At 65.1% G+C, this 13509-nt stretch carries 17 protein-coding genes; 13 read left to right on the top strand and 4 right to left on the bottom strand.

Translation table 11 applies throughout. From position 1 onward, the window contains the following. Positions 1-13: 13 nt before the first annotated feature. The gene (gene tatB / locus NDN01_RS11915; RefSeq protein WP_272627658.1) at positions 14-472 is read left to right on the top strand and encodes a Sec-independent protein translocase protein TatB; all 459 of its coding nucleotides are present in this window, start codon (positions 14-16) and stop codon (positions 470-472) included. Next, positions 469-1251, top strand: coding sequence for a twin-arginine translocase subunit TatC (gene tatC / locus NDN01_RS11910; protein WP_272627656.1), 783 nt, complete (start codon positions 469-471; stop codon positions 1249-1251). The genes tatB and tatC overlap by 4 nt, the downstream gene beginning before the upstream one ends. 57 nt (positions 1252-1308) lie before the next feature. Here tatC and NDN01_RS11905 read toward each other — a convergent pair whose 3' ends face one another. From NDN01_RS11905 to NDN01_RS25975, 3 genes are all read right to left on the bottom strand, one after another. Beyond that, a complete protein-coding gene (locus tag NDN01_RS11905; RefSeq protein ID WP_272627654.1) occupies positions 1309-1443 on the bottom strand; it encodes an entericidin A/B family lipoprotein in 135 nt (44 codons plus the stop codon). Between the two features lie 259 nt (positions 1444-1702). Continuing rightward, positions 1703-3286 carry a sensor histidine kinase gene (locus NDN01_RS11900; protein ID WP_272627652.1) on the bottom strand — a complete coding sequence of 528 codons (1584 nt, stop codon included), beginning with the start codon at positions 3284-3286 and terminating at the stop codon, positions 1703-1705. A gap of 8 nt (positions 3287-3294) precedes the next feature. Continuing rightward, complete coding sequence (locus tag NDN01_RS25975; protein ID WP_272627650.1) at positions 3295-3384, bottom strand: NepR family anti-sigma factor; 90 nt, start codon at positions 3382-3384, stop codon at positions 3295-3297. Between the two features lie 332 nt (positions 3385-3716). Here NDN01_RS25975 and NDN01_RS11890 point away from each other — a divergent pair, with 332 nt between their 5' ends. The 3 genes from NDN01_RS11890 (at position 3717) to NDN01_RS11880 (ending at position 5476) form a co-directional block, all read left to right on the top strand. After that, on the top strand, positions 3717-4523 hold the full coding sequence (locus NDN01_RS11890; protein ID WP_272627648.1) for a response regulator: 807 nt from the start codon (positions 3717-3719) through the stop codon (positions 4521-4523). A 79-nt stretch (positions 4524-4602) separates the two neighbouring features. After that, positions 4603-4740 carry a hypothetical protein gene (locus tag NDN01_RS11885; RefSeq protein ID WP_272627646.1) on the top strand — a complete coding sequence of 46 codons (138 nt, stop codon included), beginning with the start codon at positions 4603-4605 and terminating at the stop codon, positions 4738-4740. A gap of 88 nt (positions 4741-4828) precedes the next feature. Beyond that, positions 4829-5476: a sigma-70 family RNA polymerase sigma factor gene (locus tag NDN01_RS11880; RefSeq protein ID WP_272627645.1), complete on the top strand. Its 648-nt coding sequence runs from the start codon at positions 4829-4831 to the stop codon at positions 5474-5476. 18 nt (positions 5477-5494) lie between these two features. Here NDN01_RS11880 and NDN01_RS11875 read toward each other — a convergent pair whose 3' ends face one another. Then, a complete protein-coding gene (locus NDN01_RS11875; RefSeq protein WP_272627643.1) occupies positions 5495-5686 on the bottom strand; it encodes a hypothetical protein in 192 nt (63 codons plus the stop codon). 77 nt (positions 5687-5763) lie between these two features. Here NDN01_RS11875 and NDN01_RS11870 point away from each other — a divergent pair, with 77 nt between their 5' ends. The 8 genes from NDN01_RS11870 (at position 5764) to NDN01_RS11835 (ending at position 13471) form a co-directional block, all read left to right on the top strand. Next, positions 5764-8451: a bifunctional [glutamine synthetase] adenylyltransferase/[glutamine synthetase]-adenylyl-L-tyrosine phosphorylase gene (locus tag NDN01_RS11870; protein WP_272627641.1), complete on the top strand. Its 2688-nt coding sequence runs from the start codon at positions 5764-5766 to the stop codon at positions 8449-8451. 13 nt (positions 8452-8464) lie between these two features. Then, positions 8465-8938 carry a peroxiredoxin gene (locus tag NDN01_RS11865; RefSeq protein ID WP_272627639.1) on the top strand — a complete coding sequence of 158 codons (474 nt, stop codon included), beginning with the start codon at positions 8465-8467 and terminating at the stop codon, positions 8936-8938. Then, positions 8935-9738 carry a ferritin-like domain-containing protein gene (locus NDN01_RS11860; RefSeq protein WP_272628182.1) on the top strand — a complete coding sequence of 268 codons (804 nt, stop codon included), beginning with the start codon at positions 8935-8937 and terminating at the stop codon, positions 9736-9738. The genes NDN01_RS11865 and NDN01_RS11860 overlap by 4 nt, the downstream gene beginning before the upstream one ends. A 108-nt stretch (positions 9739-9846) precedes the next feature. Further along, positions 9847-11040, top strand: coding sequence for a M23 family metallopeptidase (locus NDN01_RS11855; RefSeq protein WP_272627637.1), 1194 nt, complete (start codon positions 9847-9849; stop codon positions 11038-11040). A 57-nt stretch (positions 11041-11097) separates the two neighbouring features. Further along, a complete protein-coding gene (erpA, locus tag NDN01_RS11850; protein ID WP_272627635.1) occupies positions 11098-11439 on the top strand; it encodes an iron-sulfur cluster insertion protein ErpA in 342 nt (113 codons plus the stop codon). 5 nt (positions 11440-11444) lie between these two features. After that, positions 11445-12215, top strand: coding sequence for an exodeoxyribonuclease III (xth, locus tag NDN01_RS11845; protein ID WP_272627632.1), 771 nt, complete (start codon positions 11445-11447; stop codon positions 12213-12215). Positions 12216-12262: 47 nt separating this feature from the next. After that, on the top strand, positions 12263-13051 hold the full coding sequence (locus tag NDN01_RS11840; protein WP_272627630.1) for a transporter: 789 nt from the start codon (positions 12263-12265) through the stop codon (positions 13049-13051). Between the two features lie 186 nt (positions 13052-13237). Continuing rightward, positions 13238-13471 carry a hypothetical protein gene (locus tag NDN01_RS11835; protein WP_272627629.1) on the top strand — a complete coding sequence of 78 codons (234 nt, stop codon included), beginning with the start codon at positions 13238-13240 and terminating at the stop codon, positions 13469-13471. The last annotated feature ends 38 nt before the right edge of the window (positions 13472-13509 follow it).

The raw sequence follows: 13509 nt of genomic DNA, 5'->3' as shown, positions 1-13509 counted from the left end.
ATAGAGTTTTCGCATGTTCGATATCGCCCCCACCGAATTGATGCTCGTCGGGATGGTGGCGCTGATCGTCATCGGACCGAAGGACTTGCCCAAGGCGATGCGTTTCGTCGGTTATTGGGTGTCACGCGCACGCGGTGTCGCGCGACAGTTCCGATCGGGCTTCGATTCGATGATGCGCGAGGCGGAACTCCAGGAAATGGAGAAGAAATGGGCTGAGGAGAATGAGCGCATCATGCGCGAGCATCCGCCCACGCCCCAGCAGATGTTGCCCATGACTCAAGCCATCGACCATGAGGACGTTGCGCCAGTGCTGGTCGAGGCGCCGGTGATCGCCGCGGCGCCCGAGCCGGAAGTGCCGCCCGCGCCTGTCGCGAAGCCGGTTCGCAAGAGGACCGTAAAGGCCGCGACCGACACCGATGCCAAGCCGGCGGCAAAGCGGGTGCGCAAGCCCGCCGCGAAAGCCGAGTCATGAACGCGCCGGTCGACGATCTCGATGCCAGCCGCGCACCGTTGCTCGATCACCTGATCGAACTGAGGCGGCGGCTGCTTTACTGCGTGGCGGCCATCGTGGTGAGCTTCGCGATCGCCTTTTATTTCGCCGAGCCGATCTTCGCTTTCCTGGTGCACCCGCTGGCCGCGGCGGGGCAGAGCAAGATCATCTACACCCAGATTTTCGAGGCATTCTTCGTCCAGGTGAAGGTCGCGTTCTTTGCGGCGATGATGCTGTCCTTCCCGGTGATCGCCAACCAGCTTTGGCAGTTCGTCGCGCCGGGCCTGTACCGCCAGGAGAAGAAGGCGCTGCTGCCGTTCCTGCTGGCGACGCCGGTGCTGTTCATCGGCGGCGCTGCGATGGCCTATTACATCGCGGTGCCGATGGCGCTGCACTTCCTGCTTTCCTACCAGGGGGACCTTGGCGGGGGAATCAAGCAGGAGGCGCTGCCGTCGGTCGCCAACTACCTGTCGTTCGTGATGCAGTTCCTGTTCGCGTTCGGCGTGTCGTTCCTGCTGCCTGTGGTGCTCATGCTCCTGGAGCGCGCAGGGATCGTGACGCGCAAGCAGCTGGTGAGCGCGCGCCGCTATGCCATTGTCGGCGCCTTCGCGATCGCGGCGGTGCTGACCCCGCCTGATATCGGATCGCAGCTGCTGCTCGCGATTCCTCTGTGCCTGCTCTACGAACTGGCGCTGATCGGCATCTGGTTCACCGAGCGGAGACGCTCGAAGCTGCCGGTGGAAACTCCCGAGACCGAATAAGAAAAGCCCCCTCCCTTGCGGGAGAGGGCCCGGGTGTGCCTGAAGGAAAAGGGCTGCCTATTTGGCTTGGTCAGCCGTCTTGGCGACGGTGCTGCCGGCCGAGGACACATCCTTGCCCATGCCTTCGACGGTGTTGCAGGCGCTGATCATCAGCGCTCCGGCGACGAGGGCCAGTCCAACGAGCTTACGCATGGAATATCTCCTGAGATGCCGACGATTCAATGATCGGCGGTCGCGTTCGTTCCGTGGAAGGAGCGGCGCAATATCCTTGAGCCAAAAAAGAATTTGGGCCCGAGAGCGCCACCGGGGGGGAGGGTTGACGCTTTCGGGCCCATGTCTTGGATAGCGAGAGCGGGGGGGCATAAATTCACTATCCGAAGCTAAGAACGTAGCTTTCGCTGACCGGTTCCAGGGTTTTCGAATTTTTTTCGATTCTTTAGAATCGCTTGAATCAGTCACGCCCGGTGACGGCGATCGAAATCTCGTAGGCGCCGACCAGCGGGTCGTGATGCAGCCTTGAGCGCAACTGGCGCGACAGGCCTTCCATCACGCGGCCATAGCGTTCCTCGACGACCTTGCGCAGGTCGTCTCCGTCGACCAGGGCGGGGGAATTGACCCGCAGCACGGCGCGATCCTGCGTCTCGCCCGGCTTCACCGAGATACGGATCTGCGCGACCGGATTGGAGGTCATCGCCAGCTCGACGATTTCGGTGATCAGGAAGGCAACCGCGATCGCGACGTCCTGGTTGACCAGGAACGGATCGATATCGATCGCAATGCCGAGCTGCGAAGACCCTTCCGGCGCTGTCGCACGGATGTTCGAGGCAAGCTCGCCGATCACGGATCGGAGGGAGAGGCCGCGATTCTCCTCGAGCTCGGCGAAATGGTGGCGATGGACGACCGCGAGTGCGTCGACCCGACGCTGGATCGAGGAATAGGCGGCGGTCGCTTCCTTGCTGCGTGCACCGCGGGCATGGAAATTGATCAGGCTCGAAATGACCTGGAGATTGTTCTTCACGCGGTGATGGACCTCGCGCGTAAGCCGGGTCTGGCGCACCAGGCCCTCGGCCAGGCCGGCCTCGTGCTCGGCGACCGTCCGGCTGATCATGCGGAAAGTGTCGCCCAGCTCCCGAATTTCCTGTGCGGGGAGGGCGCGGACTTCGGCCGGGTCGATCTCCTCGCCGGGTACATAGGCGGCGACGCTTGTCCGCAGTCGGCGGAGTGGACGGATCAGCAACCGGTCAACGACGAACCAGCCGATGCCCGCCGCGGCCGCCCACATCAGAATCGGCAGCAGCATCGCGATAAGGAGGGGCGACGTGATCGGCGCGCTGCGCACGCTCGTCTGCAGCGCCAGACCGCCAAGGCCGAGCGAGGTTCGCATCGTCTCGCGCCGTTCCAGCGCGCTGCGAGGCGGAAGTTGAGTCAGGGGCAGTGAGCCTTCCCCATGTGTCAGCACGGCTTCATAGGGTGGTGCGAAATCGCTTGGCTTGCCTGTTTCGGCGAGGAAGCCGGAGGGAAAGAATGCGGTCGCGGTGGTGCCGCTGGCGCCGGCGATGGAGAGGAGCAGGCCGCGACCCGGGACGACCCGGGCGGCGATGGGTTCGGTGTTGGCCGGCACCCGCGCCAGATCGCGCGGGAAATCCGCGCCGCACAAGGTCCGGGCGCGGCGATCCCTGATGACGAAGCGCGTGCCGCTGACCGCCTGCTGCGCGAAGACGCCCTGCGCGCGGGCACAGCTGGGCGCATCGCCATTGTCGATGTCGAGGGCGTTCAGGGCGACACGGAGCGCGGTCATGTCCCCGACCAGCTCGATGGCCAGCTTTCGGGCGCTTTCGGCGGAAGCGAGGCGGAGCTGTGCCCGGGCAGTTTCGTCCGCGGTCTGAGTGGTCTTCAGCGAAGCGAAGAAGGCGATGATGGCAAGCGGCAGCAACGCCGCGCTCAGGATCAGGAAGATCTTGGCGCCGGTCGGGATCTGCGCGACGAATTTCTGGTTTCGGGCCGGAGCCTGGGGCCCGGCGGCGGAATCCGCCATGAGCCTGCTCAGTCGAGCTTGCTCAGGAGGTCGAGCATTTCGGGCGGAATCGTCTCGTCCACCGTCTTCTGATACACGGTGCGCAATGCTGCACCCATATCACGGTCCTTGCTCTGGACCCTGGTCGCCTTTGTGGCTCGCGGTTTTTTCGAAGACTCGTCGCCCGAACGCAAAATCGTCCCCCTTGAGCATCCGGTGTATAAACCGGGCATATCGAGAAACCCGGCCGAGGAAAACGGCCGGGCATATCGCGCATACAATCCGCGACGAATGCATGAAACCAAAGATCGCGTCGATAGTTCCCTGTTCGATGTGAAAAAGCCCGGCACCTTCGCTCGGGCTATCGAAACGCGTTGCAAAGGCGGGGGGCCGCTTCCACAAGGACCCCCGTCAGACCCTGGCGTTTTTCTTGGAGGAGACCCCGACAGCCATGTCGCTTGGACAGCAGCTTGCCCCCCACCTTCCTTTCCTTCGCCGCTATGGCCGGGCGCTGACCGGCAGCCAGCAGCACGGCGACCGCTATGTGCGCGCGACGCTCGAAGCGATCGTCGCCGCGCCTGCGGAATTCCCGCGCGACGTCGACCCGCGGCTTGGTCTCTATCGGACGTTCCAGGCGATCTGGGGATCGACCAACTATGACGAGACGCCCGAGAATGCGGGGGCCGATGCCAGCAGCAGTCAGGAGGCGATCGCCCGGGCACGCCTTGCCCGGATGACCCCGCTGTCGCGCCAGGCGCTGCTGCTCACCGCGATGGAAGGCTTCACGCCGGAAGACGCCGCCTATCTGATCGAGGTCGAGCCGGGCGAGGTCGACGCTTTGGTCAACGAAGCGCTGGCCGAGATCGAGAAGCAGACGCGCGCGCGAGTGCTGATCATCGAGGACGAGCCGATCATCGCGATGGATATAGAAACGATCGTGCGCGATCTGGGCCATGACGTCACCGGCGTCGCCGTGACCCGCGACGAGGCGGTCGCGCTGGCGATGGAGGATCGTCCCGGCCTCGTGCTCGCGGACATCCAGCTTGCCGACGACAGCTCGGGCATCGACGCGGTGAAGGACATCCTTGCCGAGTTCCAGGTGCCGGTGATCTTCATCACCGCTTTCCCGGAACGCCTGCTGACCGGCGAGCGGCCCGAACCGACCTTCCTGATCACCAAACCGTTCCAGCGATCGACGGTGAAAGCGGCGATCAGCCAGGCATTGTTCTTCGATTCAGCGACAGTTCCCGCACTCTGACGGGAACTTTTGGCCAGCCCCCGGCATTTGGAGTTCCATCTGGTACGGACCCAAAACAATGCTCGGGGGTTATAGGCAAATGGCAAATCCAGAAGAACCGGCACATCTGAGCGGCGAGCAGGCGCGGGCAGGCGCCGCGCCGCATATGACCCGATATATATTGGGCATCTCGCTGGTGCTGGTGATCGTGATCTTCGCGGTCCTGCTTCTCCGCTAATCAAACACGTGGACGAAAACGCACGGTATGGTGGACTTGACTTGAGTCCACCCCCATGTTCGCTTCCTGGAACACGAAACGGATGTTCATGACCGACGCCTTCGAGACTGACGACGAGGATACGCCGCCCGAGCCGGTGGAGCATGTCGCCCTGTCCGATTCCGAGTTCAAGACGCAACTGGCGCAGGTAATTCCGCATCTGCGCGCCTTCGGGCGGTCGCTGTCGGGCAATCGCGATCTCGCTGACGATCTGGTCCAGGAGACGCTGATGAAGGCATGGGCGGCGCGATTGCGCTTCCAGGCCGGCACGAACATGCGCGCCTGGACCTTCATCATCCTGCGCAACCTCTATCTCTCCCAGATGCGCCGTGCGCGCTTCAAGGGCGAATGGGACGATCTGGTCGCCGACCGGATCCTTGCCGCCCCGGCGAGCCAGGACCGGCACGTCGAGCTTGGCGACATGCAGCGCGCGCTGCTCCATCTGCCGCAACCGCAGCGCGAGGCGCTGATCCTGGTCGGCGCGGGCGGCTTTGCCTATGAGGAAGCGGCCGAAATCTGCGGCGTCGCTGTCGGCACGATCAAGAGCCGGGTGGCGCGTGGCCGAGTCGCGCTTGAGACGATCATGAACGACAACTCGCTCCCGTCGCGGCGCACGCACAGCAACGAGCCGGGCATGACGGCGCTGGATTCGATCATGGGCGAGGTCGAGGATCTCAGCCGCGACCGCGGCGATTGATCTCTCTACGTCCGAATTCTAACGGGAATGACTGTCCCGGTCGGCGATGTCGATCTGGCGGAGCAATGCGGTAAAGTCATCCACCCTGGCGTCTTGGCGTCCGAAAGCTGCGAAAAGTGCTCCGCTGATCATGTCGCTCGTCCGAGGTGTGGCGACGATGTACGCTTGAGGCACGGCATCTTCCAGGGAGGGCGTGATCTTGTTTGACATGAACCAAGAACGAACGAGCAACCGAATTCGTTGCTTGCGAGACTGGGTTAATTGGCGGGATCGTCAATGGTTGTTGAATGGCTGACACGTATTCCGAAGAGTTGATCAAGGATGCGGTGCGTCGCGCACGGGGTGAATCGCCCTTTCTGACGTTGTTGCTCGATCGCGAGCCGGCGCTCGCGGCCCAGCTTGAGCAGGGGAGGCTGCCACTACTTTCGGCCGTGCCGATCGACGACCCCGATATGCCGGTAATGCGCCGGCTGCGGCTGGAGCGGCGGCGGCTGGCGTTGCTTGTCGCGGCGGGAGACCTGGCGGGCGCTTATGATCTTACCGCCGTCACCGCCGCGCTGTCCGATTTTGCCGACCGCGCGCTCGACACGGCGATCGTCGCGGCGATCGCGGAGCGGACGCCGGGAGCGCAGCCGGCCGGCTTCGCCGCCATCGCCCTCGGCAAGCAGGGCAGCCACGAGCTGAACTATTCGTCGGATATCGATCCGATCCTCCTCTTCGACCCCGAAACCCTGCCATGCAGGCCGCGCGAGGAGCCGGAGGAGGCCGCGGTCAGGATCGGACGCCGGGTGGTCGAGATCCTGCAGGCCCGCGACGGCGATGGTTATGTCCTGCGTGTCGACCTGAGACTGCGGCCGTCACCCGAAGTGACGCCGATCGTACTGCCGGTCGACGCCGCCATTTCCTATTATGAATCGCTGGCGCTGCCCTGGGAACGCGCCGCCTTCATCCGAGCCAGGGCAGCGGCCGGGGATCTGGCCCTGGGCGCGCGCTTCCTCGAGACGATCAGGCCGTTCATCTGGCGTCGTGCGCTCGATTTCGGCGCGATCGGCGAGATCAGGGGCATCTCGCGGCGAATCCGCGACCATCATGCGCAGGGCCAGGTTTTCGGCCCTGGCTTCGACCTCAAGCGCGGCCGTGGCGGAATCCGCGAGATCGAGTTCTTCGCGCAGATCCACCAGTTGATCCATGGCGGGCGTGATCCGTCGCTGCGGGCGCCGGCGACACGTGACGCGCTGGCGCGACTGGCGGAGGCGGGATGGATCGCGGCGGGGGAGGCGGAGGCGATGACCGCTGCCTATACCCTGTTCAGGACGATCGAGCACCGGGTCCAGATGGTCGATGACCGGCAGGCGCACCACCTGCCGACCGGGGCGGCGCTCGATGGACTGGCGCGACTTCATGGCGTCACCGATAGTGCGACGCTGCTCGAGCTGCTGCGCCCCTATGTCGATTCGACCGCGCGGACTTATGATTCGCTCGATCCCGACGATGAAGGCGCGCTGTCGCAGGACGGGGAACATCTGGAGGAGCAGCTCCGCACGGCAGGCTTTGCCGATCCGCCTGCGGCGGCGCGCAGGATCGAGCAATGGCGCGGGGGCACCTATCCGGCGCTGCGCAGCCCCGCGGCACGCGAAGCGCTCGAGGCGGTGCTGCCCGGGCTGATCGAGGCGCTGGCCAGGGCGCCTGACCCGCAAGGGGCGATCGTGCGGCTCGACGTCATGCTGGCGAAACTGTCGAGCGCGATCAATTTCTTCCGCCTGCTCGAAGCGCGGCCAGTACTGGCACGGCTGCTCGGCGCGATCCTGAGCCATACCCCGACCCTTGCCGAGGCGCTGGGGCGCAGGCCCGAACTGTTCGACGGGCTGATCGATGCCAGTGCACTCGATCCGGTCGGATCGGTCGCGGCCATCGCCGATGAAATGCGCGGTGAAGGCGGCGACTATCAGGCCCGGCTTGACCATGTCCGGCGCGTCGTCGGCGAGAAGAGGTTCGCGCTTGGCACGCAGATCGTCGCGGGGGTCAGCGATCCGCTCGAGGTGTCGGCTGGTTATGCACGGGTGGCGGAGGCGGCGATCGTCGTGCTCGCCGAAGCGACGGTGGCCGAATTCACGCTCAAGCATGGCACGGTGCCGGGGAGCGAACTGGTCATCCTGGCGCTGGGGCGGATGGGTGGCGGAGCGTTGACTCATGCCTCCGACCTTGACCTGATCTATCTTTTTACCGGCGATTACATGGCTGAATCCGATGGTGAAAAGCCTTTGGGTGCAGTGCTTTATTATAACCGCCTCGCGCAGCGTGTGAGCGGTGCGCTGTCAGCGCCGACTGCTTCCGGGCCATTGTACGACATCGACACGCGGCTGCGGCCTTCAGGCACGCAGGGGCCGCTGGTCGTCTCTCTCGACGGGTTCGCGCGCTACCAGCGCGAGGATGCCTGGACCTGGGAGCATATGGCGCTGACCCGCGCGCGGCCGGTGTTCGGTTCAGCGGAGGCACGGGCGGCGACCCAGGCGGTGATCGATGCGGTGCTGCGCGGAGACAGGCCGATGCGCGACGTGGTCGCCGATGCGATCGGGATGCGGGCGGAAATGGCGGCGCACAAGCCGCCGGCAGGGCCGCTTGACGCCAAGCTGTCGCCCGGCGGCCTCGTCGACCTGGAATTCGCGGTGCATGTCGTGCAGCTCACCCGGCATGCCGGGCTTGACCCGCATCTCGGCGCCGCGATCCGCGAGCTTGTTTCGGCCGGGCTGGCGCCTTCGCCTATCGCCGCCGCGCAGGAGTTCCTGACTCGGCTGCTGGTGACGCTTCGGCTGGTCGCGCCCGACGCGCAGCCCCCGGCGCAGGCCACCCGCAACCTGATCGCCCGCGCGCTCGACGTCGCTGATTGGGAGGCGGTGGTTGCGTCGTTCGCGTCGACCCGGCAGGAGGTTTCCGATTTCTGGGCGGCGGTGGCCGGTGCCGGAAAGCAGGGATGACGGGAGACGGACGATGGCGGCGGGTATCGAAGAGGGCGGCAAGCTTCCGGACGTGGACCTGACCACGCCGAGCGGCGGCAGGATCAACCTGCGCGACTATCTCGGCAAGCCGCTCGTCCTGTATTTCTATCCGAAGGACGACACGTCCGGCTGCACCCGCGAGGCGCAGGATTTCAGCCAGCATTATCCCGAATTCCAGGCACGGGGTGTCGAGGTTCTCGGCGTGTCGCGCGACACACCGGCCAAGCATCAGAAGTTCATCGACAAATACGACCTGACCGTGCCGCTTGCGACCGACGACCAGAATCGTGCCATGGAGGCGTTCGACGTCTGGGTGCAGAAGCAGTTGTACGGCAAGACCTATATGGGGATCGACCGGTCGACCTTCTTGTTCGATGCGAAGGGCAGCTTGGTGCGTATCTGGCGGCGCGTGCGGGTGCCAGGGCACGTGATCGACGTGCTCGAGGCGCTGAAGGAGCTAGACTGATCATCGGCACGAGCATCGCGGAGGCGGCGCGGGGCGTACTGGAAACGGGCGACCCCGCGGCGAAGATTCGTGCCGCCCGGGCGGCGGCGCGGGCGTGGCGGCGCGGGCTGCTGACGCATGAGTTCGGCGTCGCCATGCCCGATCGCCCGGTGCGGCCGGCCTCGCCCGAATTGCTGCCGCCGCACGAGATGCCCCGGCGCGGCAAGGGCGGCTCGGAACGCGGGCGGATCGCGCTGCTCCACGCGCTGGCGCATATCGAATTCGTCGCGATCGATCTCGCCTTCGACATGGTCGGACGGTTCGGTGGCGATTTTCCGCGCGGTTTCACCGACGACTGGATTGGGGTCGGCGCGGATGAAGCGATGCATTTCGCGCTGCTCGACCGGCGGTTGCGCATGCTGGGCAGTCACTATGGCGCGATGCCGGCGCATGACGGCCTGTGGGAATCGGCGACCGCGACAGCCCATGATCCGATGGCCCGTCTCGCGGTCGTGCCGATGGTGCTTGAGGCACGTGGGCTGGACGTGACGCCGGAGACGATCCTGCGCTTCAGATCGGCGCAGGACGAACCGAGCGCGCGCATGCTCCAGCGCATCCTGACCGACGAAATACGGCATGTCCGCGCTGGCACCGTCTGGTTCGAATTTGCCTGCGCCGCCAAGGGATTCACGCCCGAATCGCACTGGCGGTCGCTGGTCGAGCGATATTTTCGGGGAATGATTAAGCCGCCGTTCAACGACTCGGCGCGCGACTCAGCCGGTCTGACGCTAGAATATTACGGCGCGCTTGCCCCTTCCTGAAAAATTAGGCCAATTGCGACACGTCCAGGACGTGGAGGGGCTGCGACCAGGACACTTAGGGGCGGGCGCTGGATTTCCGGCAATCGCATTCATGGTCGCCGGGGATTGATGAGCAAAATTTCCATCGCGTCGAGCGCGCAGTTTGTGTCGCGGCTGAAGACGCACTTCACCACCCGGGATTTTATTTTTCACGACGGTCGTGACTTGCGCCGCTTCAGCGTCGGGGGGCGCACCCAGGCGCTGATGGCCGGCGTCGCCGGGATCACCCTGTGCTTTTCCGCCTACGGCGTCGCCCAGGCGGCGGTTGGTGCGGTCGCCATGAGCGGCATCGTCGATGCCCCGCTGTCGCCCGAAGCCAAGGTCGCGCAGATGCAGGCGAAGGTCGCCGCGATGCAGGCCGATGTCGAAACCATCAAGCAGGCGGCCAAGGCCCATGCCACCCGCGTTGAGCAGCGCCAGGCGCTGATCTCCGCCGTCATCTCGGGCAAGGGCGATCCCCGCTCCCTGACGCTCGTTGCGCCGACGGTGAACAGCCATGCCGACAAGATCGCTGCCGATGTGCTCGCGCCGCTCAAGAAGGTCGAGCAGCGCCAGGTTGCGATGGCGGTCAAGGCACGCCAAGCCGCCGAGCAGCGTTACGCGCTGACGGTCGCCCATGTTCGCAAGCTGGGCATCGCACCGGAGCGTTTCGCGCCGCGCATGGCCGCGATGGGCGGTCCGTTCGAGGCCGCCGACAGTGCCGAGGCCGAAGCCGATCTTCGCGCCGACATGCAGTTCCGCTCGCTGTTCATGACCTGGAAGAAGCTCGATTCGCTCGAGCAGGGCGTGATCGCGATCCCTTCCGCCCAGCCGGTCGAGCGCCTAGCCTTCACCAGCAACTACGGCGTCCGCGCCGACCCGTTCCGCGGCACTGCCGCGATGCACGCGGGCGTGGATATCCCCGGCCCGATGGGAACGCCGATCTACGCCACCGCCGACGGCATCATCGATCGCGCCGAGCGCGCAGGTGGTTATGGCAACATGGTCGAGATCAACCATGGCAAGGGCATCCAAACCCGTTACGGCCATCTCTCCAAGATCCTCGTCGCGCCGTTCACCCGCGTGCATCGCGGTCAGCTGATCGCCCTGATGGGTTCCACCGGCCGTTCGACCGGCCCGCATCTTCACTATGAGGTCCGCATCGACGGCCATGCCGTGAACCCGATCCCGTTCCTGCAGACCGCCGACTATCTGCTCGCGGTGCAGGATCGCGCGCTGAAGACGACTCAGGTTTCGGTAGGTGGTCCGGCCGCCGCCGACTGATCCGTGAAAGCCCGGGCATCGGTTGCCGATGATCCCGGGAACGCCTATCTGCCAGTCATGGCCACCGTAACAGCTCCCGAGATCGCGCTCACCGATTCAGCCGCCGCCCGCGTCGCGACGATAGCGGAAAAGCAGGGCAAGCCCGCGATCCTTCGTCTTTCCGTCGATGGCGGGGGATGCTCCGGGTTCCAGTACAAGTTCGGCTTTGCCGACTCGGTCGAGGACGATGACGCGGTCGCCGAGAATCACGGCGTGAAGCTGGTCGTCGATTCGATCAGCCTCGATCTGGTGCGCGGTTCAGCGGTCGATTATGTCGAGGATCTGGGTGGTGCCGCGTTCAAGGTGACGAACCCCAACGCCGCGTCTGGCTGCGGCTGCGGCTCCAGTTTCTCGGTCTGAACCTTGTGAGAATCGTCACTTACAACGTCAACGGCATCAAGGCGCGCCTGCCGCGCCTGCTTGAGTATCTCGCCGAGCAGGCGCCCGACGTGGTGTGCCTGCAGGAGCTGAAATCTAGCGACGAGACTTTCCCCGAGGCTGACATCCGCGCGGCCGGCTATGGCACGGTGTGGCACGGGCAGAAGGGCTTCAACGGTGTCGCGGTTCTTGCCAGGGGCGCCGACCCGGTCGAGCGGCAGCGCGGGCTTGCCGGCGATCCGGATGACGAGCATAGCCGATACCTTGAGGCCGAGGTCGACGGGGTGGTGATCGCGTCGATCTATCTGCCCAACGGCAATCCCCAGCCGGGCCCGAAATTCGACTATAAGCTCAAATGGATCGAACGGCTGTCCGATCGCGCGCGCGCGCTGCTCGCCGAGGAGAAGCCGGTAGTGCTAGCCGGCGACTACAACGTCATTCCGAATGACGACGACACCTTCTCCGTCCGCGCGATGGCTGATGATGCGCTGATGCAGCCGGAGAGCCGGTCGGGCTATCGCGGGTTGGTCGCGCAGGGCTGGACCGACGCATTGCGCACCCGCCACCCCAAGGGTGGGGTGTGGACCTTCTGGGACTATCAGGCCGGCGCCTGGCAGCGCGACGCGGGCTTCCGGATCGATCACCTGCTGCTGAGCCCGATGGCGGCCGACCGGCTGGCCGATGCCGGCGTCGACAAGGAATATCGCGGCCGGGAAAAGGCGAGCGACCATGCCCCCACCTGGGTGCGGTTGCGGTAGCAAATGGCTTCCGGCCCTCTTGAGGTCGGTCTCGGGACAGGGCCCGCATGAAGCGGCTGGCAGCGGCGCTTCTGTTGCTTCCGGGTGCTGCCTATGCCGAGGATCGTGATTATTGCCCGGCGCGTCCCGGACTTGACACGCCTCCCTGTACGATCGCCCCGGGGCATGTCTCGGTCGAAGTCGGACTGGCCGACTGGACACGCGCGGATACGGCAGAGTCACGCACCGATACGATCCTGATCGGGGATATATTGGTGCGGGTCGGCCTGACCGATTCGATCGAGGCCGAGGTCGGCTTGACCTCGTTCGGCCACAGCCGGACCCGCGACAAGAGTTCCGGCGGCGTCGAGAGCGCCGATCGGGCGGGGGACGCGCTGCTGGGTTTAAAGGCCAATCTCCATCACCCTGACGGCAGCGGTTTCTCGGTGGCCGTTGAACCCTTCGTCACAATTCCGGTGGGACGCGCGCCGATCGGTGCGGGTGATTGGGGCGCCGGGGTAATGGTGCCGCTCAGCGTCGATCTCGGACGCAAGCTGAGCCTGCAATTCACGCCCGAGGCCGATGCCGCCGTGAATCAGGATGGCGTGGGGCGCCACTTCGCGGTCAGCGGGACGGTCGGCCTTGGCGTGGGGATCAGCGACACGGTCAACGGCACGATCGAGTTTCAGGAACTTCGGGACGAGGACCCGTCAGGCCGTACCACACAGTCGCTTGCGTCCGTATCGGTCGCCTGGATGCGTCGCGGCGACTGGCAACTGGATATCGGCACGGCGGTCGGCCTCAATCGCGATGCGCCCGATGCCGAACTGTACGCCGGGGTTTCACACCGCTTCTGAAAGCGCGGTGACATTTCCCAACAATCGGCGTGAACTACCCGATATCGGTCAACCTAGCGACGGCGGGACACTCGCAGCTTCCGCAAAGCAGTTGAAATCAAAGGATTCTACTGTTTGGCATGACTAATGCAGTAACACAGATGCGGAGCAATCGGTGTTGATCCGCATAACCGGAGAGACCCCATCATGACCTTCAAGATCCTTGCTGCTGCTGGCCTTGTGGCGCTGGTGACCATCCCCGTCATGGCCCAGGCTGCTGACGGACGGCCCGACACCACCACGAATGCGTCCGCCGATGCGGCTGCGTCGAAGAAGAAATTCTGCGTGGTCGAGGCCGCTACCGGTTCGCGCGTGCCCAAGAAGATCTGCCGCACGCGGACTGAATGGCTGGCGCTTGGCTTCGACCCGACCGCCAAGTGAGGGACCTTGCGCGGCGGCTCCTGGGTGAGCCGCCGCGA

This window comes from Sphingomonas sp. QA11, from assembly GCF_028473665.1.
Classification (GTDB): Bacteria; Pseudomonadota; Alphaproteobacteria; order Sphingomonadales; family Sphingomonadaceae; genus Sphingomonas; species Sphingomonas phytovorans.
Note: the sequence above shows the minus strand (reverse complement) of the source record. Positions and strands in the feature narration are given on the sequence as shown.

What these genes read in the sequence shown, in the direction of transcription:
- NDN01_RS11875 (WP_272627643.1), bottom strand. Translation starts at nt 5,686, where the DNA reads ATGTCAAACAAGATCACGCCCTCCCTGGAAGATGCCGTGCCTCAAGCG.
- NDN01_RS11890 (WP_272627648.1), top strand. Translation starts at nt 3,717, where the DNA reads ATGTCGCTTGGACAGCAGCTTGCCCCCCACCTTCCTTTCCTTCGCCGC.
- NDN01_RS11855 (WP_272627637.1), top strand. Translation starts at nt 9,847, where the DNA reads ATGAGCAAAATTTCCATCGCGTCGAGCGCGCAGTTTGTGTCGCGGCTG.
- NDN01_RS11865 (WP_272627639.1), top strand. Translation starts at nt 8,465, where the DNA reads ATGGCGGCGGGTATCGAAGAGGGCGGCAAGCTTCCGGACGTGGACCTG.
- NDN01_RS11880 (WP_272627645.1), top strand. Translation starts at nt 4,829, where the DNA reads ATGACCGACGCCTTCGAGACTGACGACGAGGATACGCCGCCCGAGCCG.
- NDN01_RS11870 (WP_272627641.1), top strand. Translation starts at nt 5,764, where the DNA reads ATGGCTGACACGTATTCCGAAGAGTTGATCAAGGATGCGGTGCGTCGC.
- NDN01_RS11885 (WP_272627646.1), top strand. Translation starts at nt 4,603, where the DNA reads ATGGCAAATCCAGAAGAACCGGCACATCTGAGCGGCGAGCAGGCGCGG.
- NDN01_RS25975 (WP_272627650.1), bottom strand. Translation starts at nt 3,384, where the DNA reads ATGGGTGCAGCATTGCGCACCGTGTATCAGAAGACGGTGGACGAGACG.
- NDN01_RS11905 (WP_272627654.1), bottom strand. Translation starts at nt 1,443, where the DNA reads ATGCGTAAGCTCGTTGGACTGGCCCTCGTCGCCGGAGCGCTGATGATC.
- tatB (WP_272627658.1), top strand. Translation starts at nt 14, where the DNA reads ATGTTCGATATCGCCCCCACCGAATTGATGCTCGTCGGGATGGTGGCG.
- NDN01_RS11840 (WP_272627630.1), top strand. Translation starts at nt 12,263, where the DNA reads ATGAAGCGGCTGGCAGCGGCGCTTCTGTTGCTTCCGGGTGCTGCCTAT.
- NDN01_RS11835 (WP_272627629.1), top strand. Translation starts at nt 13,238, where the DNA reads ATGACCTTCAAGATCCTTGCTGCTGCTGGCCTTGTGGCGCTGGTGACC.
- NDN01_RS11900 (WP_272627652.1), bottom strand. Translation starts at nt 3,286, where the DNA reads ATGGCGGATTCCGCCGCCGGGCCCCAGGCTCCGGCCCGAAACCAGAAA.
- erpA (WP_272627635.1), top strand. Translation starts at nt 11,098, where the DNA reads ATGGCCACCGTAACAGCTCCCGAGATCGCGCTCACCGATTCAGCCGCC.
- tatC (WP_272627656.1), top strand. Translation starts at nt 469, where the DNA reads ATGAACGCGCCGGTCGACGATCTCGATGCCAGCCGCGCACCGTTGCTC.